The organism is Synechococcus sp. W60.3 (assembly GCF_047502615.1).
Taxonomy (GTDB): domain Bacteria; phylum Cyanobacteriota; class Cyanobacteriia; order Thermostichales; family Thermostichaceae; genus Thermostichus.
The window spans coordinates 22,170-43,960 of the sequence record NZ_JANSHJ010000022.1 but is presented as its reverse complement, the minus strand read 5'-3'; the positions used below and the strand labels follow the sequence as shown (position 1 = coordinate 43,960).

Annotated in this window: 25 protein-coding genes, 1 tRNA gene, 1 other RNA gene and 1 pseudogene; 9 read left to right on the top strand and 19 right to left on the bottom strand. The window is 60.1% G+C overall.

The genetic code is table 11. The features are described from left to right. Window positions 1-482, bottom strand: a pseudogene (locus NW846_RS08930) (IS630-like element ISSoc15 family transposase); the annotation flags it as partial. 793 nt (window positions 483-1,275) lie between these two features. Between NW846_RS08930 and NW846_RS08925 the strand changes: the two are divergent. The 3 genes from NW846_RS08925 to NW846_RS08915 all read left to right on the top strand — a co-directional run bounded on the left by NW846_RS08925 (window position 1,276) and on the right by NW846_RS08915 (window position 3,356). After that, complete coding sequence (locus tag NW846_RS08925; RefSeq protein WP_240527647.1) at window positions 1,276-1,953, top strand: bifunctional 4-hydroxy-2-oxoglutarate aldolase/2-dehydro-3-deoxy-phosphogluconate aldolase; 678 nt, start codon at window positions 1,276-1,278, stop codon at window positions 1,951-1,953. Window positions 1,954-2,338: 385 nt separating this feature from the next. Beyond that, window positions 2,339-2,830: an rRNA maturation RNase YbeY gene (ybeY, locus tag NW846_RS08920; protein ID WP_041438372.1), complete on the top strand. Its 492-nt coding sequence runs from the start codon at window positions 2,339-2,341 to the stop codon at window positions 2,828-2,830. After that, window positions 2,814-3,356 carry a diacylglycerol kinase family protein gene (locus NW846_RS08915; RefSeq protein ID WP_099812054.1) on the top strand — a complete coding sequence of 181 codons (543 nt, stop codon included), beginning with the start codon at window positions 2,814-2,816 and terminating at the stop codon, window positions 3,354-3,356. Before ybeY ends, NW846_RS08915 begins: the two co-directional genes overlap by 17 nt. A 228-nt stretch (window positions 3,357-3,584) precedes the next feature. Here the strand turns inward: NW846_RS08915 and thrB are convergent, their stop codons facing one another. From thrB to NW846_RS08900, 3 genes are all read right to left on the bottom strand, one after another. Further along, window positions 3,585-4,505, bottom strand: a complete 921-nt coding sequence (gene thrB, locus NW846_RS08910; protein ID WP_011430460.1) for a homoserine kinase — start codon at window positions 4,503-4,505, stop codon at window positions 3,585-3,587. Window positions 4,506-4,577: 72 nt separating this feature from the next. Beyond that, window positions 4,578-5,765 carry an ABC transporter permease gene (locus tag NW846_RS08905; RefSeq protein ID WP_240527648.1) on the bottom strand — a complete coding sequence of 396 codons (1,188 nt, stop codon included), beginning with the start codon at window positions 5,763-5,765 and terminating at the stop codon, window positions 4,578-4,580. A 20-nt stretch (window positions 5,766-5,785) separates the two neighbouring features. Then, on the bottom strand, window positions 5,786-7,183 hold the full coding sequence (locus NW846_RS08900; RefSeq protein ID WP_414346646.1) for an efflux RND transporter periplasmic adaptor subunit: 1,398 nt from the start codon (window positions 7,181-7,183) through the stop codon (window positions 5,786-5,788). A 171-nt stretch (window positions 7,184-7,354) separates the two neighbouring features. On the opposite strand from NW846_RS08900, the gene rplS reads away from it, so the two are divergent. Continuing rightward, the gene (gene rplS / locus NW846_RS08895; protein ID WP_011430457.1) at window positions 7,355-7,738 is read left to right on the top strand and encodes a 50S ribosomal protein L19; all 384 of its coding nucleotides are present in this window, start codon (window positions 7,355-7,357) and stop codon (window positions 7,736-7,738) included. A 62-nt stretch (window positions 7,739-7,800) separates the two neighbouring features. Continuing rightward, a tRNA-Trp gene (locus tag NW846_RS08890) sits at window positions 7,801-7,873 on the top strand. Window positions 7,874-8,134: 261 nt separating this feature from the next. On the opposite strand, the gene NW846_RS08885 is transcribed toward NW846_RS08890, so the two are convergent. The 12 genes from NW846_RS08885 to NW846_RS08830 all read right to left on the bottom strand — a co-directional run bounded on the left by NW846_RS08885 (window position 8,135) and on the right by NW846_RS08830 (window position 16,209). Next, window positions 8,135-8,548 (bottom strand): hypothetical protein, encoded by a 414-nt coding sequence (locus NW846_RS08885; RefSeq protein WP_011430456.1) that lies wholly within the window; start codon window positions 8,546-8,548, stop codon window positions 8,135-8,137. 41 nt (window positions 8,549-8,589) lie between these two features. Continuing rightward, window positions 8,590-8,687: signal recognition particle sRNA small type (gene ffs, locus NW846_RS08880), an RNA gene on the bottom strand. A gap of 129 nt (window positions 8,688-8,816) precedes the next feature. Then, complete coding sequence (locus NW846_RS08875) at window positions 8,817-9,533, bottom strand: BMC domain-containing protein (RefSeq protein WP_099812055.1); 717 nt, start codon at window positions 9,531-9,533, stop codon at window positions 8,817-8,819. A 31-nt stretch (window positions 9,534-9,564) separates the two neighbouring features. Continuing rightward, window positions 9,565-10,260 carry a hypothetical protein gene (locus NW846_RS08870; RefSeq protein WP_414346647.1) on the bottom strand — a complete coding sequence of 232 codons (696 nt, stop codon included), beginning with the start codon at window positions 10,258-10,260 and terminating at the stop codon, window positions 9,565-9,567. 74 nt (window positions 10,261-10,334) lie between these two features. Then, window positions 10,335-12,299, bottom strand: a complete 1,965-nt coding sequence (locus NW846_RS08865) for a ribulose bisphosphate carboxylase small subunit (RefSeq protein WP_414346649.1) — start codon at window positions 12,297-12,299, stop codon at window positions 10,335-10,337. 48 nt (window positions 12,300-12,347) lie between these two features. Beyond that, window positions 12,348-12,647: a EutN/CcmL family microcompartment protein gene (locus tag NW846_RS08860; RefSeq protein WP_011430452.1), complete on the bottom strand. Its 300-nt coding sequence runs from the start codon at window positions 12,645-12,647 to the stop codon at window positions 12,348-12,350. Continuing rightward, on the bottom strand, window positions 12,648-12,989 hold the full coding sequence (locus NW846_RS08855; RefSeq protein ID WP_011430451.1) for a carbon dioxide-concentrating mechanism protein CcmK: 342 nt from the start codon (window positions 12,987-12,989) through the stop codon (window positions 12,648-12,650). A gap of 91 nt (window positions 12,990-13,080) precedes the next feature. Continuing rightward, window positions 13,081-13,389 carry a carbon dioxide-concentrating mechanism protein CcmK gene (locus NW846_RS08850; RefSeq protein ID WP_011430450.1) on the bottom strand — a complete coding sequence of 103 codons (309 nt, stop codon included), beginning with the start codon at window positions 13,387-13,389 and terminating at the stop codon, window positions 13,081-13,083. 531 nt (window positions 13,390-13,920) lie between these two features. Next, window positions 13,921-14,646, bottom strand: coding sequence for an energy-coupling factor ABC transporter ATP-binding protein (locus NW846_RS08845; protein ID WP_011430448.1), 726 nt, complete (start codon window positions 14,644-14,646; stop codon window positions 13,921-13,923). A gap of 21 nt (window positions 14,647-14,667) precedes the next feature. After that, the gene (locus tag NW846_RS08840; RefSeq protein ID WP_414346651.1) at window positions 14,668-15,507 is read right to left on the bottom strand and encodes a cell division protein FtsQ/DivIB; all 840 of its coding nucleotides are present in this window, start codon (window positions 15,505-15,507) and stop codon (window positions 14,668-14,670) included. 42 nt (window positions 15,508-15,549) lie between these two features. Next, window positions 15,550-15,768 (bottom strand): NAD(P)H-quinone oxidoreductase subunit O, encoded by a 219-nt coding sequence (gene ndhO, locus NW846_RS08835; RefSeq protein WP_011430446.1) that lies wholly within the window; start codon window positions 15,766-15,768, stop codon window positions 15,550-15,552. 54 nt (window positions 15,769-15,822) lie between these two features. Continuing rightward, window positions 15,823-16,209, bottom strand: coding sequence for a hypothetical protein (locus NW846_RS08830; protein ID WP_011430445.1), 387 nt, complete (start codon window positions 16,207-16,209; stop codon window positions 15,823-15,825). 402 nt (window positions 16,210-16,611) lie between these two features. Here NW846_RS08830 and NW846_RS08825 point away from each other — a divergent pair, with 402 nt between their 5' ends. From NW846_RS08825 to NW846_RS08815, 3 genes are all read left to right on the top strand, one after another. Further along, complete coding sequence (locus NW846_RS08825) at window positions 16,612-16,779, top strand: hypothetical protein (RefSeq protein ID WP_011430444.1); 168 nt, start codon at window positions 16,612-16,614, stop codon at window positions 16,777-16,779. A gap of 821 nt (window positions 16,780-17,600) precedes the next feature. Beyond that, window positions 17,601-18,011 carry a plastocyanin gene (petE, locus tag NW846_RS08820; protein WP_011430443.1) on the top strand — a complete coding sequence of 137 codons (411 nt, stop codon included), beginning with the start codon at window positions 17,601-17,603 and terminating at the stop codon, window positions 18,009-18,011. Between the two features lie 151 nt (window positions 18,012-18,162). After that, window positions 18,163-18,393 carry a hypothetical protein gene (locus tag NW846_RS08815; protein ID WP_011430442.1) on the top strand — a complete coding sequence of 77 codons (231 nt, stop codon included), beginning with the start codon at window positions 18,163-18,165 and terminating at the stop codon, window positions 18,391-18,393. 39 nt (window positions 18,394-18,432) lie between these two features. Here NW846_RS08815 and NW846_RS08810 read toward each other — a convergent pair whose 3' ends face one another. Continuing rightward, the gene (locus NW846_RS08810; protein WP_011430441.1) at window positions 18,433-18,645 is read right to left on the bottom strand and encodes a DUF2997 domain-containing protein; all 213 of its coding nucleotides are present in this window, start codon (window positions 18,643-18,645) and stop codon (window positions 18,433-18,435) included. Between the two features lie 88 nt (window positions 18,646-18,733). Between NW846_RS08810 and NW846_RS08805 the strand changes: the two genes are divergently transcribed. Continuing rightward, window positions 18,734-19,783, top strand: a complete 1,050-nt coding sequence (locus tag NW846_RS08805) for a potassium channel family protein (protein ID WP_011430440.1) — start codon at window positions 18,734-18,736, stop codon at window positions 19,781-19,783. An 18-nt stretch (window positions 19,784-19,801) separates the two neighbouring features. Here the strand turns inward: NW846_RS08805 and NW846_RS08800 are convergent, their stop codons facing one another. Together NW846_RS08800 and NW846_RS08795 are read right to left on the bottom strand one after the other, a co-directional pair. Next, window positions 19,802-20,470 (bottom strand): PHP domain-containing protein, encoded by a 669-nt coding sequence (locus tag NW846_RS08800; RefSeq protein WP_011430439.1) that lies wholly within the window; start codon window positions 20,468-20,470, stop codon window positions 19,802-19,804. A gap of 142 nt (window positions 20,471-20,612) precedes the next feature. Next, window positions 20,613-21,773, bottom strand: coding sequence for a pyridoxal-phosphate-dependent aminotransferase family protein (locus tag NW846_RS08795; RefSeq protein WP_011430438.1), 1,161 nt, complete (start codon window positions 21,771-21,773; stop codon window positions 20,613-20,615). Between the last annotated feature and the right edge of the window lie 18 nt (window positions 21,774-21,791).

Genomic DNA, 21,791 nt, shown 5'->3' with positions numbered 1-21,791 from the left:
CCGCTCCATTCCCTCCCAGACTCCCGTCTGGTCGATGGCAATCAAATCCTCCGCTGGAATATTCCTGACTTCTTGACTATAAGCTAGTCGTTCCCTTTGCACCTCCTCTTCTTTGACTTTTGCACTGCGGTAGGTCTTTTTTTTAGAGTCATTCCTTGCTTTTTCAAGAAATTATGTATCGTGACGATGCTTACATTGATTCCTAAGCGCTCGCGCAACAGTTCTTGATACTGCCACAGGTAGAAGTCTGGGTGTTCTGTAATAATTGCCATCACTTCCTGCCGATGTTGTTCCAAAATGCCCACTCGCTTGGTGCCTGCTTTCTTAGGAGCTAAATCTTGAGTTTGTTGGTACTGACGCACCCAGCGGTGTACTGTTCTTTTGGTCACCATGAAGCGTTTAGCTACCTGGCGGATGGAGGTGTTACCTGCCTGGTAGGCTGCTACAACTCTTTGCCGCAAATCCAAAGAATGAGTCGGCATTCCTTTCTCTCCTTCCTCTTGAATACCTGTACCCTATTTTAAATTAAAAGGCTGTACTCCAAATCGTTACAAGATACAAGCAAAACGGCTGGGTTATTTTCAATACCAGTAAAACCGTTCATTCCTTCAATTCCTGACTTCCCCCTCCCTTTGAGAGAGGGGCTGGGGGCGAGGGATCCTCACTGCGGCTAGGTTCGTATCGATCTCCAGATCCCACAGGTCTAATCGGTGCCCAACCTAAACAACCGGCAAGCCAGAGCAACCTCGACACAACATCCAGACAATGGCGATAAACTAGCCGCTCACCTGCCGGCAAAACCTCATGCCAGTAAGATGAAAACGATCAATGCCAACCAGAAAGTTACCTCGTAGAGATGGGCTACCATGCGCCACCTTTCCCCTGAGGGAGCTTCCTCCTCTCCTCTGCCGAGTTCAATGTTGGTTAAGGAGCTAACAAGGCTGCAGATAGCTACTAAAATGAGAGACCAGCGACGCCATGAAAGGATGGGAAAAGTAAGCGCTCCAACGAGTGCTACAAACCCGCAAACAGTTGCCCCTATAAACACCACTTTTGCCTGTTCTTTATTCTATTTTAGCCTTCTTCTCAAAAGGAAATTTGTTATAGCTTGTCATTGTTTTACCGTCGGGCTGTTTGGTTATTTTTAATTGCAATTAAACTTAAAATCAACCCAAGCAAGGTAGAAATCGATGAGAGAGGGCTTTTCCACAGATGGTGTTTGAGGGTTCTGAACAGAGCTTCAGAGAGGGATGGCGGCACCCCTGGCTACTCCATTTGTGGCAGCAGCCCCTGATCGCGGTGATCCGCCTCTCGGCCAGCCCGGCCCAAGCCCTTGAGGGATCCACCCTGGCCATCCGGGCCGGGATCCGCCACATTGAGATCACTCCCCAAGTTCCCCGGTATCTGGAGTTGATTGCCCAACTGCGGCAAGACTACCCGCATTGCTGGGTAGGGGTGGGCACGGTTTTAAATCGGCAGATGGCAGAGCAGGCTTGGCAGGCGGGAGCCCAATTCTATGTTTGCCCCTTTGCGGACGAGAGCATCATCCGCTGGGGTCGGGAAGCAGGGCTGCCCATTGTGCCCGGCGCCCTCACCCCCGGCGAGATCTGGAGGGCCTGGCAGGCCGGGGCAACGGCAGTAAAGGTGTTTCCGGCAGAAAGCCTTGGCGGATCCCGTTACCTGCGCCATCTGCAACCGGTGCTGGGATCCCTGCCTTTGATCCCAACTGGGGGGGTTACCTTGGCCAATGCAGCAGAATATCTGCAGGCAGGGGCCTGGGCTGTCGGCATCGCCGGGGATCTCTTCCCGGCGGAGCTTCTTTCCCAGCAAGGGGTTGATCCAGACAGTTGCCGGCAAGAGCTGGAAAATCGGCTGCGGCAAACGCTACAACAGCTTGCCAGCCAGAGGGTCGCCGCAGCCTGGCCCGAACTTCCGGGTGAACCCCCAGAGTAGGGGGCGCGTTGACGCTCCCCGCACTTGAGTGGGGAGATGGCCGAGCACCCTGGCAGCAAACTTTGGAGGGCGCTGCCCAGCCGCACCCCCGACATCCCTCAGACAAAGAAAGTCCGAGAGTTGCGTCTGATTTCCCTATCACCTTGGCCGCCGCTCCCCTTACATGGGGTTCCTTGACTTCCCCCTTCCAGGGTTTGCAGCGTATTTGCCTGGGGAGGCGTCTTTTATGGCTATCGCAGCGGCACCCTAGCACAGCCAGCAATGTTAGCGCTACAGTACATTGAAGGTTTGTACCACTGGCAAGGGCGACTCAAGTCGTGGGTGGCCGTTCCGCTCCGTACTCAATGGGGCCAGCGAGCCAATTTTGGGTGTGAGTGAGGCCTGCATGGAGGGATTCCTGGATCTGTACCTGGAGCTAAACGTCCCCAGCCCAGTTGAGGAAGCCACTTGGCACCGTTGGTTTGAGGTGTGGCTGCGGGAGCTGGGGGTGACGGATCCCTGCGAGCTCAGCCTTTGCCTCACCTCCGACGAGCACATCCGCCAGCTCAACCGCGAGTTTCGCCACATCGACGCTCCCACCGATGTCCTGGCCTTTGCCGCCGAGGAGACGTCCACCCCTGTCGAGCTGCAGAAGATAACAGGGGTGCGCCTGCTGGGGGATATCGTGATTTCGGTACCCACCGCTTGCGCGCAGGCAAAAGCCCAGGGGCAGCGGCTGTCGCGGGAATTGGCCTGGCTGGCCAGCCACGGCCTGCTGCATCTCTTGGGATGGGATCACCCCGATGAGCTTTCCCTACAGCGCATGCTGCAGCAACAGCACCACCTGCTTGCCGCCATCCAAGAAGACCTGGAGGTGACCCATGGCCAGCAGCCCTAGCCGTTTTCCCCAGCCGCTGCGTTTGGCGGCATTGCGACGGCGAGCCCCTTTCACTTCAGCGCAGGTCGATTCGGCCCATCCCTCCGAGGCACCAGACCCGGGAGCCGAGGCTGACCTCGCGGCGCAGGATCCCTGGCAGCGCCCCCCCTCGTGGCAGGTGGCCACTAGCCTAAGTAAAAGCTTCTACTATGCAGGAAAGGGCCTGCTGTACGCCGCCCGCACCCAGCGCAACTTTCGCATCCACCTGGCTATGGCGGTAGTGGCCTTTGTCTTAGGGTTGGCCCTGCGGCTGAGCGCCGTAGAAATGGCCCTGATCAGCTTGACCAGCGGGATGGTGATGGCCTTGGAGCTGGTGAATACTGCCCTGGAAGCAGTGGTGGATCTGACCCTGGGCAGCCGCTATCACCTGCTGGCAGAAATTGCCAAAGATTGCGCTGCTGGAGCGGTGTTAGTGGCAGCGATGGCGGCTTTGGCTGTGGCAGCTTGGCTGTTTCTCCCCCCCTTGCTGCTGCTGCTGCCAGGGTAGGGACGCCGAAAAAGTTTTGCCCAGCCTCTCAAGGGATCCCATCCCAAACAGGTTTGTGCTGTGGATTCCTGGCTCCCCTCTCCCGCAGGGAAAGGGGTTAAGGGGTGAGGGATAAGGAGGGTCGGGAACTTGAGTGGGAGGGCGGTGTCCTAGTCTGCGAAAGGCCTATACGCCTAAAAGCACGACCCCTTTGTAATCGGGGTGACCAGCTTGACCCAAGGGCCTCCTCTATATTTGGGAATGGATCACCACCCGTCCCCCCTGTCGATCCAAATTCAGGGGTTTGGCCTCTGCTTCGATATCCAGTTGCTCCCAGGCGCCGACCATGGCGCATCCCACCCGTTCTCGCTCCTCCGGGGCGCAGAAGGCTAAAAGCGTGGGGCCAGCCCCGCTGATCACCACCCCATAGGCCCCGGCAGCCAGAGCCGCTGCCTGGACGGTTTTGAAGCCGGTAATCAGCTCCATGCGCGCCGGTTGGTGCAGTCGATCCTGCAAGGCCACCTTCAGCCAGTCCGCCCGCCCCGACTGCAGGCTGCGGATAAGCAGCCCCAGGTGACTGACGGAAAAGACAGCATCCGCCAGGCTGACGGACTTGGGCAGGATCTCGCGGGCCGCCTGGGTAGACAGCTTAAAGTTAGGCACCGCCGCCACTAGGCCGATGCGCTCGTGCCAATCCACCGGGCAAAATACCCATTGCCCCTGCTGCCCCTGCACACAGAGTTGACAGCCGCCCTGGAGGGCGGGCACCACGTTGTCGGGATGGCCTTCAAGGGCAATGGCCAACTGCAGGAGAGTCTCAGGAGCCAGGTTCAGCGATCCAAGAGCATTAGCCCCCAACAGGCCGCCGACAATGGCAGTGGCAGAGCTGCCCAGGCCCCGCGCCAGGGGCACGTTGAGGGTGATCTCAATCTCCACCCCCGGCACCGGCTTGCTTAGCAGCTCGAAAGCACGGCAGAAAGCGCGGTACACCAGGTTGTCCTTGCTCTGGCTGATGTGATCGCTGCCGCGATAGTGGATGCTGAGGCCGGTGGGAATCTCGCGAAATTGGAAGTGGTTGTAGAGCTCCAGGGCTGCACCGATGCAATCGAACCCCGGCCCCAAGTTAGCGGTGGTGGCGGGGACGATCACCTCTACTCGCTCTCTAACCAAGGGGGAAGCTCCTTAGCGAACGGCGGGCAACTCAATACCTGTAAGCCCCCATTATCCTACGAATGGGAGATCTCAGGCTCGCAGGGCCTCGATGGGATCTAGTTGCGCCGCTTGGCGGGCCGGGAAAATGCCGAAAACCACCCCGATCCCCGTCGAGAGGGAAAAGGACACCGCCACCGCCACTGCATCCACGCGGGTGGCCAGGGGGGTGAACACTTGCAGCGCCACCAGCAGGCCGCTGCTGAGGAGGATCCCGGCCACGCCCCCGCTGACGGCAATGAGAATAGCTTCGGTGGCAAACTGCTGCAAAATTTGCCGGCTATCGGCGCCGATCGCCTTGCGCAACCCGATCTCGGAGGTGCGTTCCGACACCGAGATCAGCATCACATTCATGATCCCCACCCCGCCCACCAGCAGCGAGAGGGCCGCCGTGCCGGTCAGCAGCACCCGCAGCAAGGTTAAGATCCTGGCGGCCCCGTCCAGCAACACCTTTTGGTTGCGGACGACGAAGTCATCCTCCCCCACCAGTTGGTGCCGTTGCCGCAGCAAGTTGCGGATCTGGAACTCGGCAGCCGGCAGATCTGCTTCGGAGCGGGCCGAGACGAAGATCGCCGTCAGTTCCAGGCCATAGGGGGAGCGCCGCCCCACAAACCGGTTGGCCACCACATCCACCGGCAAAAACAGGCCGGCATCGCTGTTGCCAAACACCGTTGGCTTAGAACGCAACGTGCCGATTACCTCGAAGGGCAGGTTGTTCAGCAGCACCGTCTCCCCGATGGCGGCAGCGGGATCCAAGCCGAACAGCTCGCGGGCGGCCTCGCTGCCCAGCACCACCACCGGGCGCTGCTCCTCAATATCCGCTGGCAAGAGAAAGCGCCCCTCCTCGATCTCCAAATTCAGCACCGACAAATACTCCGGCCAGGTGCCTGTGGCCTCATAGCGGCGATCCACTCCCCCCCGCACGGCGCGCACATTGACCACAAGACTGGGGACGGCTGCCGACACAGCGGGCACTTCCGCGGCAATTGCCCGTAGATCGTCGAGGGTAATGGGACGGGTGTTGCTGGCGTCCGCCAGGCCCAAGCTGGAAGAAAAGACAATGAGCAAGTTGGTGCCCAAAGAACGGAACTGATCCACGGCCAGCTCCTGGGCAGCATGGCCAAACCCGGCAATGGCCACGACGGCGGCGTTGCCGATGAGGATCCCTAACATGCTTAAACCGGTGCGCAGGCGGTAGCGGCGCACCATTTGCCAGGCCATTCGGGCTGCAATCGGTAGGCTCATGGGTGTGGCTTGATTTGAGCGGTTTCGCTGCGATTTTGCTCTTGTCGGATCAAAGTCTCCAGGTTCACCCCCGGCGGCAGCGCCGTAAAGACCCGATCCCCGGCCCGCAAGCCGGAGAGCACTTGGGTGATCCCGCCCTGGGTGAGGCCTGTTTCCACCGGTCGATAGACGGGCCGCTGGGTTCGCGGATCCAGCAGGATCACTCCCTCTTGGCCCTGCTCCCGCAAGATGGCCACCGAGGGCACCGTGAGCGCCTGAGGCTGCCGCTCCCCGATAAAATCCACCGAGACGTTCATGCCGGTGCGCAAAAAGTCTGCCCCCGTCTCCGGTTCGATCATGACCCGAAAGACGGTGACCTCCCGCACCACCACCGTGGCAGGGGCAATCCGCTTCACCCGCCCCTGCACCACCCGATCCGGATAGGCCAGGGAGCGGATCTCCACCGGCTGCCCCACCCGCACCTGGGCAATCTGCGCCTCCGGCACCTCGGCTCGCACCTCGATCCCCTGGGCCAGCGCCAAGATAGAGCTGGAAGAAGCGGCGGTGGCATCGGAAGCTGCGGTAGTGGGAGTTACAAAGGATCCCACCTCGGCAAAGCGCTGGACAACCACGCCGGAAAAGGGCGCCCGGATCTCGGCCTCAGCCAGGCGAGATTGCCGCTGGGCCAGCTCTGCCTCCGCTTGGGCAATCTGGGCTTGGATCTGCTGCAGCGTTTCTGGGCGGCTACCTGACCGCAATCGCTCCAGCTCCTGTTGAGCCGCTTGCCAGTCCGCCTGCGCCTGTTCCAGGCGGGCCAGGCGTTGATCCAGCTCGCTACGGGCCACCACCCCCTGCTGCACCAGGGTCTGAATCCGCTCCAATTCCCTTTCGGCCAACCTCACTTGCGACCGCGCCGCATCCACCCTGGCCTGGGCCGCCGCGATCACCTGGGGTCGCTCGCCAGCTTGCAGTTCCGCTAGGCGGGCCTGTAGCTCTTGGATGCGGGCTTGGGCTTGGCGAATGCCGCTGGCTAAATCCCCGTAATCCATCCGAGCCAACACTTGCCCTGCCACTACCTCATCTCCCTGATCCACCAGCAGCTCTGCCAGACGACCGGACTCGCGGGGGCTGACATTCACCTGCCGGATCGGCTGCACCTGGCCGCTCACCCGCAGGCGTTGGGCGAGATCTGTCACCTGCACGGGCACCGTTAGCCTCTCCAGGCGCTGGGCCGTCTGTTGCCGGAGCTGACGCTGAACGAGAATGCCGCCGCCCAAGCCGGCTAACAATATCCCCACAAGGATCCAGCCGATGGGCAGTCCTCTGTTGTGGGATCCGGTCTGTGGCAGAGGTTGGTCAGCAGATTTGGCAGGGGTTGGGGATCCCGTCTGGGGCTCATTGGTGCGCAGGATCACAAAAGTCTCTCGCCTTTAACAAGGGCTTTCTCTGTATCCAGCCTATTGAAAAAGGAGAGGGGGTGCAAACGCGGTTTCCCGCATGGCCATTGGGTTCGGACGGCTGGCAAGCTCTGTACAAAAAAAGGGGGGATTGCTACACTGATTAGCTGCCGATAACGCGGGAAAGCCATGAACGCTCGCATCAACGCCGAAGAGATCATCCGCTCCATCGAAGCGGCCCACATGAAGTCGGATCTGCCAGAGATCCATGTTGGCGATCAGGTACGGGTGGGGGTGCGCATTCAAGAGGGCGGCAAAGAGCGGGTGCAGGCCTTTGAAGGCACGGTCATTGCTATGCGTCACTCTGGATGCAACCGCACCATCACGGTGCGCAAGATTTTCCAGGGAATTGGAGTGGAGCGGGTCTTCCTAGTTCACTCGCCGCGCATCGACTCAATCCAGGTGTTGCGGCGTGGCAAGGTGCGGCGGGCCAAGCTGTTCTATCTGCGAAACCGAGTGGGCAAGGCCACTCGCATCAAAGCCAAAACGGATTCTAAAGAAGAAACCCTCTAAGGCTTTGGGCATACCTGCTACACTAGGTAAACTAGGTAAGGGGCTGACCCTTTACTACTCCTGCGTCCTTAGTTCAGTTGGTAGAACGTCGGTCTCCAAAACCGGATGTCGGGGGTTCGAGTCCTCCAGGACGCGTCAGCGGTTCGGCATTTTGAGGTGGCTTGGGGTAGATTCTCAAGCTTAAGCGCCCCGAGCTGCCAATTTTCAGAGAGAAGTCAGGGATCCAAGCCAACCGCTCCAACAAAAATTGGACGAGCCTGTTTAGACTCGCCGCTGCGGCCAAGGAACTTCGGCGGCAGCCGTTCGCAATCGGGCTGAGGGCGCTGCGGAGAGTCTTCCAGTTCCCCGTGAACGAGGATTAAAGAGATAGAGATCCCAACTTTTCCCGGGCCAAACCTAGGACTTCCTCGCTTCCTTCTTGATGCGATCCAACTCTGCCTGTAGCTCAGCAATCTGTTGGCGCAAACGGGCAGCTTCCGAAAGTTCAAGGGCAGTGCCAGTCTTGTCTTCAGCGTCGCCCATGTCGTCAATGTTGATCTTGCGAGGGGCGCCAGCAGACCTTTCCCCCCCCCTACGGTTGGCGTTGGCAGCGATGGCGTCCATGTAGGCCCGCGCCTCTTCGGCGGTCATCGCCCCCCGCTCCACCAATTCATCCACCAAAGCCTGGACCTGCTTGCGCAGCTCCAGCAGACGGCTGTTGGCTCTCCCGGCCACCTTTGCAGCATTGTCTGCCACCACCGCGGCCAAACCCATGCCGAAGTAGAAAGCCTTCTGAGCAAAGTTGGCGAGGGGGTTGTCTGTCTCGGCCATACAGGTGTGCGCTGCCAGGGCAGAGGTAAAACTTGGAAGAGGGCGACCCGGGTTGACGCGCCTGCTCAGAGCATCCCGTAGTGCTGCTATCTTCCGATCCTGACACGGTTTGGGCGTCGGAGCTGCACGGACCCAGGTCTTCCAGTAGCCTAACATTTTTCCTCTCTGCCCCGCTCGGCTTTCTGGAGGTGATCTCAGATCTTCTCCCCCTGTAGACGGCGGGAGGGGGCAGAGTACAGCGCGAGCCTTCCCGTCTTGCAAGGTAAACCTAAGGGGTTTCCGGCGGCTCCAGATAAACTGGGATCCGCTCCACAACGGTATCGCTGCGCCGCACCTCTTGTCCCTGGGCTTGGGGAATAGCCACCGGCAAGGTAACCGGTTGGGCAACGAAACAACTGGCCACCGGCAGAGCCTGCTCCAGTTCGTCGAGAGGGCGCGGGATCACAGCCACCGCGTTCAGCTCGCCGATGCGCTCTGCCTCGTACATGCCGGCATCGATGGCGATGGCCACGTTGGCCACCGTGCCCCGAATGATGGCCGTACACAGGCCGTCGCCAATGGTCTCGTAGGCGGCCAGTTGCACATCCGCCGTTTTCAGCATTGTGTCGGCGGCCCCTACCATAGCCGGAAAGCCGCGGGTTTCCAGCAGGCCCACGGCCAAGTTGCTGAGGCGGCTGTAGCCGCGGTTTTGTGCCAGTTGAGACAGCTTGCTGCTGACGGGCAGCACCGCCTCCAAGTTAGGCAAAGGCCGTGGAATGACCAAACTGGAGATCTCCTCTTGCTCAAACTGGCGGGCCACCTCGATCCCCTCCTCGATGGCAATGCGCACATCGGCAATCCCTCCCCGTACGATTGCCGTGCAGTAGCCTCCTGAGATCTTCTCAAAGCCGATCAGCGTCACCCCCGCCGACTTGGTCATGGCGTCGGCAATGCGCACAATGACCGGAAAGCTGCGTGTCTGAATAAGGCCCAAAGAGGTGGACATAGCACCCTACTTCTTTATGCCAGTGTAGCCCTCAAGACTGGCCACCCCCAGAGGATAGGATCTGCCGGTAAGGATAGATCTTGCCCAGCAGCCGCTCCAGCTCCGAATAGCCCGGGATCCCATTTAGCTTGCGGGTCTTAGGGGATCTCGAGTTCTCTTGGGTTTGCTCAGCCGCCTCCTGCCAACGACGGGTTTGCTTTTCCACCTGGGCCAGCGGCGAGTCGGGGGGAGAGGGAGGGGTCGGCTCAGGCAAGGTTTCCTCAGGGGGTTCTATCGGCTCTTGCGGGGCCGCCGCCGACACGGGCTCTGCCTCGCTAGCCATGCCCACCTCCGCCTCTTGCCTGCTGGGATAGGTGGGATCCCCGACCAGCGAGCGGGGAGGGATCACCGCCTGGCTGAGCACTGAACAGTTGAGCAGCGTGGTTTCCGAGCCGATACAGGCGTTTTTGCCGATGGTGCCCTGCCCGATCACCAGCACCCCCATTCCCAAGGTGGCCCCCGCCTCCACGACGAGGGATCCCCCGCAGGCGTGCAGGATGGATCCCATGCCAATACAGACGCCTCGCCCGATCTCGATGCGACAGCCGGGGTTGGCCCGCAACAGCACTCCCGCTGCAATGCCTGCCCCTGCCTCCACCTGCACCTCGCCACTGACATAGTAGCGAGTTTCGCCGTTCTGGCTGGGCCAGGAGCGCAGCGTTGTAGAGGTGGGCAGAGGCAAAGCCAAGGTGCTCCTCATCGCTAGGAGGTCGGATCAAAACCAACCTTGAACCGACAGTGATCAGAGAACAGGCGGATCCCTCAAGGGGTTTGGATGATCTGCTCCAGCACCCGTCGTTTGGCTTTGGGGTCGATGCCCAGCAGGCGCACATACTCGCCGCGATGCTCCTCCAGGCAGGCTTCCAGAGCCGCCACCACCTGGGGCAGCTGGGTGGCCTCGATAGGGCTGCAGCTCTGCCAAGAGGAGGTGCGAAAACGCCGCTTGTCCGCATGTTCGGTGCCGATGCGGTAGCCCTGGCTGAGCAATTGCTGCACCTGTGCCACCACCTCGCTGCTGAGTCGGGTGCTGGCAGGAACGGTGGAAACAGGAGTAGCCGCCGGGGATCCCTGGGCTGCAGGGGCAGGCGACTTGCCGCCGGGGGTTTGAATGACGCGCTCGTAAACCCGCTTTTTCCCCTTGGGATCGATCCCCAACAGGCGCACGTAGTGGCCTTGGTGCTCCGCCAAAGCAGCCGTCAGCTCGGCCAACACCTCCGGCCCGCGGCTGGCGCGAATGGTCGGCCCGGTCTGCCAAGAGGAGGTTTTGAAGCGGCGCTCGTCAGCATATTCGTAGCCGATGCGATAGCCCTGGGCCAGCAGCCGATGTACCTCTTCCTGTAACTCCAGGTCGAGGCCAGCAGCGCTCCCTCCCAGCTTGCCCCCCTCTGCGGGCGAGGCTGTCCCGCCGCTGCTGCTCATCTGGGGCGTTTGAATCACCTTCTCCAGCACCCGCCGTTTGGCCTTGGGATCGATTCCCAGCAGGCGCACATACTCTCCCGTATGTTCGGCCAAGGCCGCCTGCACAGCCGCCAGGATCTCTTGGGCCGAGCCGCTCCAATTGCCCAAAGTCTGCCAGGAAGAGGTGCGGTAGCGGCGGACATCGGCCACCTCCAGGCCGACGCGATACCCCTGCGCCAATAGCGCCCGGATCTCCTCCTCCAAGCTGGCGTCAGGGCGCGGATTGGCTGCGCCGGAACCTGGGGCCGTAACCGAGACGTGGCTGGGGGATCCAGAAACGGTCGCCGGCCCCTCCGGGGTTTGGATGATCTGCTCCAACACCCGTCGTTTCGCCTTGGGGTCGATCCCCAACAGGCGCACGTATTCGCCGCGGTGCTCCGCCAAAATAGCCCCCAGCGATTGCATGACCTCGGCCTCGCGGGTGCTGGTGATCGGGCTTTCGCTCTGCCAGGAAGAGGTACGGAAGCGGCGGGCATCGGCATATTCCAGCCCTACCCGATAGCCTTGGGCCAACAGGGCGCGAACTTGCTCCACCACCTCCGGCTTGAGAAGGGATCCGCCGCCGTTCCGGCCGTCGGCGCGAGAGGAGGAATGAGTCATGGATGCCGTCTCCGTAGCCGTTGGGTTAGAGGTGCGCGACCGCAGAAGTTCGTTGCGAATGGGAGCAATACAGACCAGGTTTTCGCTGCAGTGATAGCCTTCCAGCAGAGCCTGGTTGATGCCGATCACATGTTGGGCAAACTTGGCATCGCTATCCTGCACATCGGGCAGCCGATCCGCCTCAGCTTGCGTGGTGATGATGGAGCCGGAGGGCACATACTTGCCCGGCGGGATCTCCACATCCTGGATCAAGCAGTGCAACATGACGATGCAGCCATCTCCCACCCGCGCGTTGAACACGGTGGAGCGGAAGCCGATGAAGCAGTTGTTGCCCACGTAGGCTGGCCCGTGGATCAAGGCCATGTGGGCAATGGAGGTGTTCTTGCCAATCCACACCGAGTAGGGCTGGCCATCTTCCCCAATGACCCGCCCTTGCTCCAGGCCGTGGATCACCACCCCATCCTGGATATTGGAGCCGTCGCCAATGTAGAAGGGAGAGCCCTCATCCGCACGGATGGAAGTTCCTGGGGCAATCAGCACCTGGGCGCCCACGCGCACATCCCCGATGAGATTGGAAAAGGAATGCACGTAGGCAGAGGGATGGATGGTCGGCTCCGCCAGGCGGCGAGACCAGGGCGTTGGCGGCGCAGCATAGGTGTGAGCAGGCATAACCGTGAGCCTCTAGAACACGTCAGAGAGAGGAAGGAGGGATCCCAGCTAGCGTTGGTCGCGCTTGTTGTAGAGGGAGCGACCGCCGATGCTGACGGTATCGATGATCGCCATCACCACTGCATCCAGCGGACGGGTTTCATTTCCCTGCGGCTGGCGAGCTGCGCTGCCCTGGCTGACCAGCACCCACTCCTCGGCGCCGGCCCCCACCGGATCGGCAGCTACAGCGTAGTCGGGCTGCGGTCGGCCCTCGAGATCGACATACTGCACCACCAGAAACTTCACGCCTGTCAGGCTGGGATCCTTCTGGGTGCTGGTAACAGTGCCCCGCACAATCGCGATACGCATCTAGGGACGGGTGAAGGGACGGATGGCGTTGACCCCTTCGCGGAACTGAGCCACATCCTCGGTGTAGCGAATGGGCAACACGTACTCTAGGTTTTCGTGGGGACGGGCGATGATGTGCCAGGAGAGCAACTGGCCGCCATTGACCCGCTTCACCGACTCGATCCCGGCGGCCACCGAGGCCTGTACCTCGGAGACATCGCCCCGTACGATCACGGTGACGCGCCCGCTGCTGATTTTTTCATAACCCACCAGGGTGACGCGCGCGGCCTTTACCATGGCGTCGGCAGCTTCCACCACTGCCGGGAAGCCCAGGGTTTCGATCATTCCGACTGCAATAGCCATAGGGACTCCTTACGCTGAAATTGTGGAGGAGGTTGGAACCTGTCCAGATTTTCTGGATCGGGTCAATTCCAGGCTAAGTGCAACTACTCAGTTAGGTACGAAACTGCTCCACTGCCTCCGTGTAGCGGATGGGCAGCACAAACTCCAGGTTCTCGTGGGGACGGGCGATGATGTGGTGGGAGAGGATCTCGCCCCCACTCACCCGTTTGGCAGACTCCAAGCCAGCGGCCACCGAGGCCTGCACCTCGGAGACATCGCCCCGTACGATCACGGTGACGCGCCCGCTGCCAATTTTTTCGTAACCCACTAGGGTGACGCGCGCGGCCTTTACCATGGCGTCGGCAGCTTCCACTACTGCCGGGAACCCGCGGGTTTCGATCATTCCGACTGCAATAGGCATATCAACTCTCCACTTTTGAACACTCAGTTCCTGAACGTTGCCGAACCCAGCAATAAGGCCAATCGATCTCCAAATTGATCTCGCCTATTGGGTTCGATCCTGCAATTTCCCTCGAACTCATCCAAGAGATCCTCTGCCCCACCCTCAGTGGACAGCTCTTCTCGGCAACACCTACTCCAGCCACCACAGACCTCCCCCTGGAGAGAAGGCCGTGCCCAACCCCCGACCTCAGACTCAATCAGACGGAGGCCAGAAAAGGTTGTGGGAGCCATCCGGGTTAACCACAACTGTCGCTCAGGCGGGCAAAGCTGCCAACTCCAGGCCAAGTCCCCATCTTTCTTGCACAAAATCGATCATACAAAATCGACGAGGACGCCCCAGAGAAGGGATCCCCCGACTCAACAAAATGATATCCCCATTCAATCCTGGACGAAAATCAATATTTTTAATTAGCACGATAGCTTTTTATTAAGAGAGACAAAATTGTTATCAACTCAAAAATAATTCTTGACATCTTTTCAGCTTTTGCCGTTATCGGCGCAGCGAGGGGGGCACTTCCAAGTCATGGGCTTCCATGAGGTCGGGTTGGCTCATCAGATGGGCCGGGGATCCCTGGGCGCAAATCCGGCCTTGATCTAAGAGGATCACCCGATCGCACACTTCCAGGATCAGTTCCAGATCGTGGGAAGCGAGCAGAAAGGTGTGCGTTGCTTGCAACAAAAAGGCGATTAGCCGGCGACGGGCGCGCAGATCCAGGTTGGCAGTCGGCTCATCGTAGAGTACCAACTGCGGCTGCATTGCCAGGATCCCGGCGATCGCGACCATGCGTTTTTCACCGCCGGAGAGATGATGGGGGGGACAGTTGGCCAAATTCAGGGTGCCGGTCATCGCCAGGGTTGCTTGGACCACAGCCGCGACCTCTGTCTCAGAACGTCCCAGGTTGCGCGGCCCAAAGGCTACATCCTCGGCCACCGAGGCGGCAAACAGTTGATCGTCGGGATCCTGAAACACCAGCCCCACCTCAGGGCGAAACTGGCCAGGCTGGAGCGGCTGCCCAAACAAAGTGATCTGGCCGGAACAGGGGGGCAACAGGCCAGCGAGGGCCAGGAACAGGGTGGTTTTGCCGGCGCCATTGGGGCCAATGATTCCTAGGCGCTGCCCGGCCTCAACCCGTAGATCCAGCCCTTGCAGCACCGGCGGACAACCGGGATAGGCGACCCACAACTGTTTGACCTCCACCGCCGGCGCTGTGTTCATGGCAGCAAGCTCATCCCAGGGCTAGCGCTGCTCCCAATGCTTCCAGCGCTTCTGGGTGGCGGCAGGGGTGAGCTGCAGGGTGGGTACGCTGGGGCTGGTCAGGTCGATCTGGAGAATTTCGTCGGGTGTACACTCGCAGTGGCGGCGCAGATCCCGCATTTGGTTGAGGGTTTGAATTTGCAGAGGCAGGCGGTCAGAAATCGGCCCCAGATAGACGTTGCCCAGCTCAGTGTGGAGCGTGATTCCCTCTCCCGACTGCCAATCTACGGTCTCGATCTGGATCTCAGCCTGTTGCAGGGCTTCGAGCAACAAGGCCCATTGCTCGGGCGCGTGGTTCTCCCAGCCCAGCAACTCCAGCTCAGGCCAGGAAAGGGAGGATCCGCTGTGGCGTCGAAAGGGATCGGGGGGCAGCCAATGGCCTTGCCGATCCACCCAGCCTGTCTGGTCGCCCCGACGGGCGCGCGCGACCAGTTGCCGTTCCCGCACCTGGACGATCACCCCCACCGGCAGCAGCCGCCGCTGTACCTGGACGCTTTCGATGGGAGAAGGGCGGGCCGGGGATGCCAGCAAGGCTCTTTCCAACACAGCCGGCTGCACCTGCCAGAGGTTCATTGGATAGGTCAGAGGCAGTTGCTCCCGGATCCAGTCGGGGTCGACCCAGTAGCTGCCCTTTACCTGAATTTGCTCCGGCCGGCGAATTTGCCAGTAGGGCTGCTGCAGGCCCAACACCAGCAGCGTCAGAACGCCCATCGAGCTGGCCAAGCGCCAGGATCCCTGCCAAAAGCGCTTGAGCCGTTGCTGACGCAAAAGTCGCCTGCGTTGCAGAAGTTGGTCGCGCGTGGGAAAAGCCAGAGGTACCATTAGCCCTCCCTCAAGCCAAAGGGGAGCATTCCATGCTCCTATTCAACTCGCGATCTCCTCGACCTGATCCGCCCGCAGCCAAATTGGAGGGGTGGGAACAGCCCCAAACTTAATCTGGAGGTAGTCGTCCTTGATATCCACCACTTCTCCAGGAGTTTCGAAGACGTAGTTGGGAATCAAAGGGTCGCTGGCCTGGGCTTCCAGGCTGCCTTGCAGTTTCTCGCGGATGGCCCGCACCAAAGTGCCTCGCTTAATCGCCATTGCCCCTCCTTCGATAGCCGTTGTATCCTGTGCCGCCAATAAGCCGGGTCCAGCCTACTTGCGCTTCAGGCTGCGGGCCATGTTGCGAAACATGTCCATGTCAGATCCCCCCTGGCGGCGTGAGCCTGCTCCACTGCTGCTGTTTGAGGTGGAAGAGCTTTGCTCAGGGGCTTTGGCCTGTTCTACGGCCAACTTAACTTTGCTTAGGGAAGAAACCTGCTCCACCACCTCCACCTTCTCCGTAGAGCCGAAATCCTGGAAGGTGTGCTTCACGATCCTAGGAGTGCGCATGTATTCGATGTTGCCAAGGGTTTTGGCCTCATCTGGGTCGAGAAAGAAGGTGTTGTCTTTCTTTTTGGCCGGCTGAGCAGCCGTCCCTGATGAAGGTTTGGAATCTGCCTGACCACGAGAGCCGAAAAAGCGCCTGAAGATGCCCACCATTGGTGTCTTGCCTGCAATGCGAAGAAAGTTGAGCCAGATCCCTAGACGTCGGGTCAGCCAGCCGCAGCTAGAAAGGTGACGGCTGAGCCCGGCTATGAAATCATGTTAAGCCAACTCAGGATAACATGCTCCCTGGCTGCAGGACGGCTTTCTCGGCCACATGTTCAACTCTCGGAGGCTCTGCCAGGGGAGGACCTTCGACCCTAGGCAAGTAGTCTGGCCAAGGGCAGCGAGCACATCCTCAGTCACGGCTCTTTAGTAAGTTTGGGGATCCCAATGACTGGCCAATGTACAGTTTTTTTGCTGGAAAATCCGTGTTGGCTCCCTTTTTGAGCTATGGCTTGACTCTTCACAATCAGTATGGGCAAGCAGTGTTAAGCCCGATCCCAGGAGGGGCAAACTATGACCATTCGATCCATCGTTGAAGAAGTCTTGCAAACTCGCCACTTTACCTCAGAACACGAGAGCCTAATCTACCGCCTGTTGTGCGATCGGTGTTTTGACGAGGCCGATTTGAAGGCATTGGCTTACCTGAGCGACGCTATGGTTCAGGGAATTGTTCAGCACTAGCCTCGGGATCCCTAAATAATTACAGGCGGCACTCCGGATGCCCGTCTTACGGAGAGGGCCCAAAAACTTTTGGGATCCCTTCCTCTGCGAAACCCTTTAGGCTCAAGAAGCTTCTGAGATCATCTCCAGAAGTGCGAGCGAAATTACCTGGCAGGCGTTGGGGAGCAAGCGTTACCCCTCTGCCTGCGAGGTGTAATGTATGGCAACCCTGAGCGGACTGCCTAAATTCAAGGCTGTGCCGATGCAGCGAGCCAAGATTTGAATGTTTTGCTTTTGCTCCGCCGATTCTAAAATCCTGGTAGAGGCCTTGCTCGGGCTGGCGATGGACGAATACCGGCTGTTCATCTTAAGCAAGCTCTCAATTTTGTTCAGCGGGTTGATATCTTATACGCGACTTGGAAAGTAATTGGAGAACAGCAAAAGAAATACCGCATCGTTCTTTGCTTAAAGACTAGAGCGGCTTGTCCCTCTCCCGCATCGGCGACCCTACGGATTTTGGCCGGCAAGGCACTCCCAGTTTTTCAGAGATGGCCGGTTTTCTCTCCGAGATCCCACGGGCGAAGGATCGCCGCCTTGCGGTGAGAGGCAACGAGAAAGGTAGAGGCTCGAGGCAATCTCGTCGCCCGATCCCTCCCTGTGGCCTTGCCGTCTGGAACAGCCCCTCGCTCTAGCAAGGGAATGGGTGTTCCTGTTCCGCCTTAAGATCCTAAGATAGGAGTTGAACGTCCCTGCTGGACTGGGTGCCTTTCCTTTACAACTTGGAAAGGGGGGGCCCAGCCGCAGAGGCGGGGGCGACGGCCGTTACGTTTTGAGAGGAATCCATGTTGTTCATTTTTAACCTAGCGAAGCGTCTGCAGCGCATCCTCCTCGCTCTCGTAGTCGGGGTGGCTGCGGTAGCTTTCCTGTCCAACCCTGCTGCTGCTGAAACCTACACGGTCAAGATGGGCTCTGACAAGGCCCAGCTCATTTATGATCCCCCCACCCTCACCATCAATCAGGGAGATACTGTTCGGTGGGTCAACAACAAGGTCTATCCTCACAACGTTGTCTTTGACAAGGTACCTGGTGGCGATGCGGCCCTGGCAGCCAAGCTGTCCCACAAGGCCCTGCTCACTGCTCCCAACCAAGTGGTGGAATCGGCCTTTGTCGATGTCCCTCTGGGTGAGTACACCTACTACTGCACTCCCCACCGGGGGGCTGGCATGGTCGGCAAGATCATCGTCAAGGGCTAGGCTGGCGCTCCAATTCCACTTCTCTGGTTGCTTTTTAAGAGGGAGATTCCGGCTCTGGCTTGCTGGCATGGGATCCCTGCCCGTAGCATAGAAAGTAGCCCTCTCGAGAGTGGGAGGGCTTTTTCGCGAATAGACGTTAGACAGGTTCCCCATGACCACCAGTGTTAAAGGCTACCTGCTCCTGGCCGTTTCCTGCATCAGTGCCATTGCCGCTGTGGGTTCGATTTTCGAGTTGGCTTCCGGTGAGCCGGATTTTGGCGTCGGCCCCACCAGCATTATCTTGATCGTCGCTGCTCCCTTGGCGGTTTGGCTGTTTCAATCGGCAGTTGGGGCGGCACGAGCCAGCGGCGCTGCCGGCAAGGGGGGCAAGAAGCGAAAGTAGGCAGGTAGATACGGGAAAACTGGGGGGAAGGGGATGGAGTCAGCGGGTTTGCTGTAAAGAAACTTGTGATTCTATCTCGGCTTCTGCTGGCTGATGAAACTCCGGCAACAGCTTTCGTTCTTGCACCGTTCCAAGGGCTGCTTCTAGCTCTGCCGTGGCTAGAGTACAACTGGAGCCAGATCCGTTCAATACGGTCTCGGTCACCTGTCCTTTTTTGTCGATCCGATATTCCACCTTGATGTACTCGGGCATCTGCACTCCACTCGCTGCTGCTCAACAACTGACTTTCTCCTACCCATTGTAGTTCTCGCTTTTTCCCCGCTCGATCTGGCTGGGCCGTATGGCTTCTGCTCGTCCCCCGTTTCCTCCTGCCAAAAGGGATCCCGGTATCCAGCGGGATCTGAGTTTGGGAGTAGGGGCGCTGCTGGGCGTTGTCCTGATCGGCACCCTTTGGTACCACGGGGTGGAGCAATGGCCTTGGGTGGAAGCTTTTTACATGAGCGTTATCACCCTAACTACTGTGGGCTTCATGGAGGTGCAGCCGCTGGGGGATCGGGGGCGCTTGTTCACGGTGGCCTTGATCCTGATGGGGGTCTTGAGCATCGGGTTCATGGTGAACCGCTTTACAGAGGCCCTCATCCAGGGGCATTTTCAGGAAGGGATCCGGCAGCGGAAGTGGAAGAAACAGATGGAAGCGCTGAACAACCACTACATCGTCTGCGGTTTTGGGCGCATTGGGCGACAGGTGGCCCAGGAGTTTCAGGCAGAGGGGGTGCCCTTTTTGGTGATCGATCAATCGGCCGAGGCAATTCAGGTGGCCCAAGAGCTGGGATATGTCGCTCTCCAGGGAGACAGCACTCTCGATGCCACCTTGCTGGCGGCGCGGGTGCAGCAGGCCGAGGGGTTGATTGCCGCCCTCTCCAGCGATGCCGAAAACCTCTATGTGGTGCTGTCGGCCCGCACCCTCAACCCTCGTATCCGCACCATTGCCCGCGCCAACACGGAAGAGGCTTTGCAAAAGCTGCAGCGAGCGGGCGTTGCCCACGCCATCTCTCCCTTCATCACCGGTGGAAAACGGATGGCAGCGGCTGCCCTGCGCCCCCGCGTGGTGGACTTTGTGGATGGGATCCTGTCGGGTCGAGATCGCACTTTTTACTTGGAAGAGTACGAGCTGGCGGCGCAAGAATGCCCCTATGTTGGCCAGACCCTGGGGAAAGCCAATCTAAGGGCGCGATCCGGCGCGTTGGTGGTGGCAATTCGGCGAGCCGATGGCCAGCTGATTGGCGGCCCCAGCGGTGACACCCTGTTGCAACCGGGGGATCTGCTGCTGTGTATGGGCACGGCCGAGCAGTTGCGCCGCCTGGGCCAGTTGCTCTATCCCCGCCCCTAGATGGGCTGGACAAGTCGGCTAGATACGCCTGAGGATGCTGGGGCCGTGGGAGTCGGTGCCGCAGGTTTTCAAAAGTCCGTAGGTCTCTGCCAGCTTTTCCCCAATCGCCGCCTCCTCTGGGCTGGGAGCCCAAATGTCGGGGTTTTTGTAGGCGTAGTAGACCTCAAGGCCATCCAGGCCCAACTCCACGGCTGCCGGCACCAGCTCTTCCGCAGGCAGCCAGTAGCGAAAGGGATGGGCCAACACCGCCAGGCCGCCTGCTGCTTGAATGGCCCCAATGGCCTCAGCGGCGGGCAGGCCGGGAACTTGCTCCCCCTGGATGTAGGGATCCAAAACAGGATCCGCCGGATCGAAGCCGTAGCCAAGAATATGCACCTCGCAGCCCAGCAGGTTGGCTGTAATCTCGATCCCCGTCCATAGCAGGGGGTCCTCGGGGCGATCCAGATAGGCTTGCGCTTGCTCGTAGCCCTTCAGGGTGTGGTGATCGGTGATGGCCAGGCCCTTGAGGCCGTGCCGGCGCGCCTGCTCCGCCAAGTCTGCCGGATCCATGCGCCCATCGGAGCAGCAGGTGTGCAGGTGAAAGTTGTACTGCAGCGGGCAGGAGAGAGGGCCGATCCCCTGCAGCACCCGCCGCAGCTCCGCCGCCGAGGCAGTTTGACAGGGATCCCGTTGCAAACTAACCAGCATGTCAACCCTTGGGTTGGGAACAGATAGCTCTCCAGAGCAGTCGACTCTGGAATTTTATCTTTTGTTAAGAACGCTCACCCATTCTAGCCAGGGCAAGGGAGGGGCGCCAGGTGTCAAGAACTACAGAATGGGCAAGGGATCCCTAGGGGCTTGCCAAGATCTCCTCGGCCGCCTTGATGGCCGCTCCAGGAGGGAAGTCGCCATAACCCAGCGTGTGCAGGGTCGACTCCAGGGCAGCCAGCGTGGTGAGAATGTCGCGGTCGCTCACAAAGCCCAGATGGCCGATGCGGAAGATCTTGCCCTTGAGGTGGTCTTGACCGGCAGCAAGGGCGATGTCGAAGCGTTTCTTCAGGGTGCTGCGGAGGGTATCGGCGTTGATCCCTTCAGGCGCCAGCACAGCAGTTACCGAGGGGCTGGCTGCCGACTCCGGGTTGACCAAAAGCTTCAGCCCCAGGGCCTTGACGCCGGCGCGGGTGGCCTGGGCCAAACGGGCGTGGCGGCGGCAGATGGCTTCCAACCCTTCGGCCCGCATCAGGCGCAGGGTTACCTGCAGGGCATAAAACAGGTTCACCGCGGGCGTAAAGGGAGTGGTGCCCTGGCGCAGGGCTTTTTGGGCCAGTTTAAAGCTCCAGTAGTACTTGGGAAAGCGAGAGCGCTCGGCAGCAGCCATGGCCCGCGGGCTCACCGCCACAAACCCCAGCCCGGGCGGGATCATGTAGCCTTTCTGGGATCCGGAGGCCACCACGTCTAGGCCCCACTCGTCCATGGGCACCGGCATGGCCCCCAAACTGGTGACCGCATCCACAATCACCAGGGCTTCTCCGTGCTCGCGGGCAGCAGCCGCGATGGCCTGCACATCGTTGGCTACGCCGCTGGAGGTTTCCGAGTGGGTGAGGATGACCGCCTTGATGGTCTTCTCCCGGTCGGCGGCCAGCTTTTCTTGGAAGACTTCGACAGGATAGGGCACGCCCCAGGGGGTCTCTATCCGCTCGCACTGCAGGCCAAACTGCTCCGACATCTCGGCCCAGCGCTCGCCAAACTTGCCGTTGACCCCCACCAAGACCCGCTCCCCGGGGCTGAGGGTGTTGAGGATCCCGGCTTCCATGGCCCCGGTGCCGCTGCAGGCAAAGACAAACACATCGGAGGTGGTCTGGTGCAGCCAGCGCAACCCCTCCGTCACCTCTTCCAGAATGGCGCTGAACTCTTGGCTGCGGTGCTCGATGGGCCCCCGCGCCATGGCCAGCAGCGCACTCTCGGGAACGGGAGTGGGGCCGGGGATCATCAACATCAACTTGTCTTTCATGCGGGTCCCGCTGGGGAT

Excerpts from the sequence above, each read along its gene's own strand:
- NW846_RS08845 (WP_011430448.1), bottom strand. The coding sequence starts at position 14,646 with ATGAACACAGCGCCGGCGGTGGAGGTCAAACAGTTGTGGGTCGCCTAT.
- NW846_RS08810 (WP_011430441.1), bottom strand. The coding sequence starts at position 18,645 with ATGCCCGAGTACATCAAGGTGGAATATCGGATCGACAAAAAAGGACAG.
- NW846_RS08825 (WP_011430444.1), top strand. The coding sequence starts at position 16,612 with ATGACCATTCGATCCATCGTTGAAGAAGTCTTGCAAACTCGCCACTTT.
- rplS (WP_011430457.1), top strand. The coding sequence starts at position 7,355 with ATGAACGCTCGCATCAACGCCGAAGAGATCATCCGCTCCATCGAAGCG.
- NW846_RS08915 (WP_099812054.1), top strand. The coding sequence starts at position 2,814 with ATGGCCAGCAGCCCTAGCCGTTTTCCCCAGCCGCTGCGTTTGGCGGCA.
- NW846_RS08905 (WP_240527648.1), bottom strand. The coding sequence starts at position 5,765 with ATGGCCTGGCAAATGGTGCGCCGCTACCGCCTGCGCACCGGTTTAAGC.
- NW846_RS08795 (WP_011430438.1), bottom strand. The coding sequence starts at position 21,773 with ATGAAAGACAAGTTGATGTTGATGATCCCCGGCCCCACTCCCGTTCCC.
- NW846_RS08850 (WP_011430450.1), bottom strand. The coding sequence starts at position 13,389 with ATGCCTATTGCAGTCGGAATGATCGAAACCCGCGGGTTCCCGGCAGTA.
- ybeY (WP_041438372.1), top strand. The coding sequence starts at position 2,339 with ATGGAGGGATTCCTGGATCTGTACCTGGAGCTAAACGTCCCCAGCCCA.
- NW846_RS08885 (WP_011430456.1), bottom strand. The coding sequence starts at position 8,548 with ATGGCCGAGACAGACAACCCCCTCGCCAACTTTGCTCAGAAGGCTTTC.
- NW846_RS08800 (WP_011430439.1), bottom strand. The coding sequence starts at position 20,470 with ATGCTGGTTAGTTTGCAACGGGATCCCTGTCAAACTGCCTCGGCGGCG.
- NW846_RS08830 (WP_011430445.1), bottom strand. The coding sequence starts at position 16,209 with ATGGTGGGCATCTTCAGGCGCTTTTTCGGCTCTCGTGGTCAGGCAGAT.
- NW846_RS08840 (WP_414346651.1), bottom strand. The coding sequence starts at position 15,507 with ATGGTACCTCTGGCTTTTCCCACGCGCGACCAACTTCTGCAACGCAGG.
- NW846_RS08815 (WP_011430442.1), top strand. The coding sequence starts at position 18,163 with ATGACCACCAGTGTTAAAGGCTACCTGCTCCTGGCCGTTTCCTGCATC.
- ndhO (WP_011430446.1), bottom strand. The coding sequence starts at position 15,768 with ATGGCGATTAAGCGAGGCACTTTGGTGCGGGCCATCCGCGAGAAACTG.
- NW846_RS08805 (WP_011430440.1), top strand. The coding sequence starts at position 18,734 with ATGGCTTCTGCTCGTCCCCCGTTTCCTCCTGCCAAAAGGGATCCCGGT.
- NW846_RS08865 (WP_414346649.1), bottom strand. The coding sequence starts at position 12,299 with ATGCCTGCTCACACCTATGCTGCGCCGCCAACGCCCTGGTCTCGCCGC.
- petE (WP_011430443.1), top strand. The coding sequence starts at position 17,601 with ATGTTGTTCATTTTTAACCTAGCGAAGCGTCTGCAGCGCATCCTCCTC.
- NW846_RS08875 (WP_099812055.1), bottom strand. The coding sequence starts at position 9,533 with ATGTCCACCTCTTTGGGCCTTATTCAGACACGCAGCTTTCCGGTCATT.
- NW846_RS08855 (WP_011430451.1), bottom strand. The coding sequence starts at position 12,989 with ATGGCTATTGCAGTCGGAATGATCGAAACCCTGGGCTTCCCGGCAGTG.
- NW846_RS08860 (WP_011430452.1), bottom strand. The coding sequence starts at position 12,647 with ATGCGTATCGCGATTGTGCGGGGCACTGTTACCAGCACCCAGAAGGAT.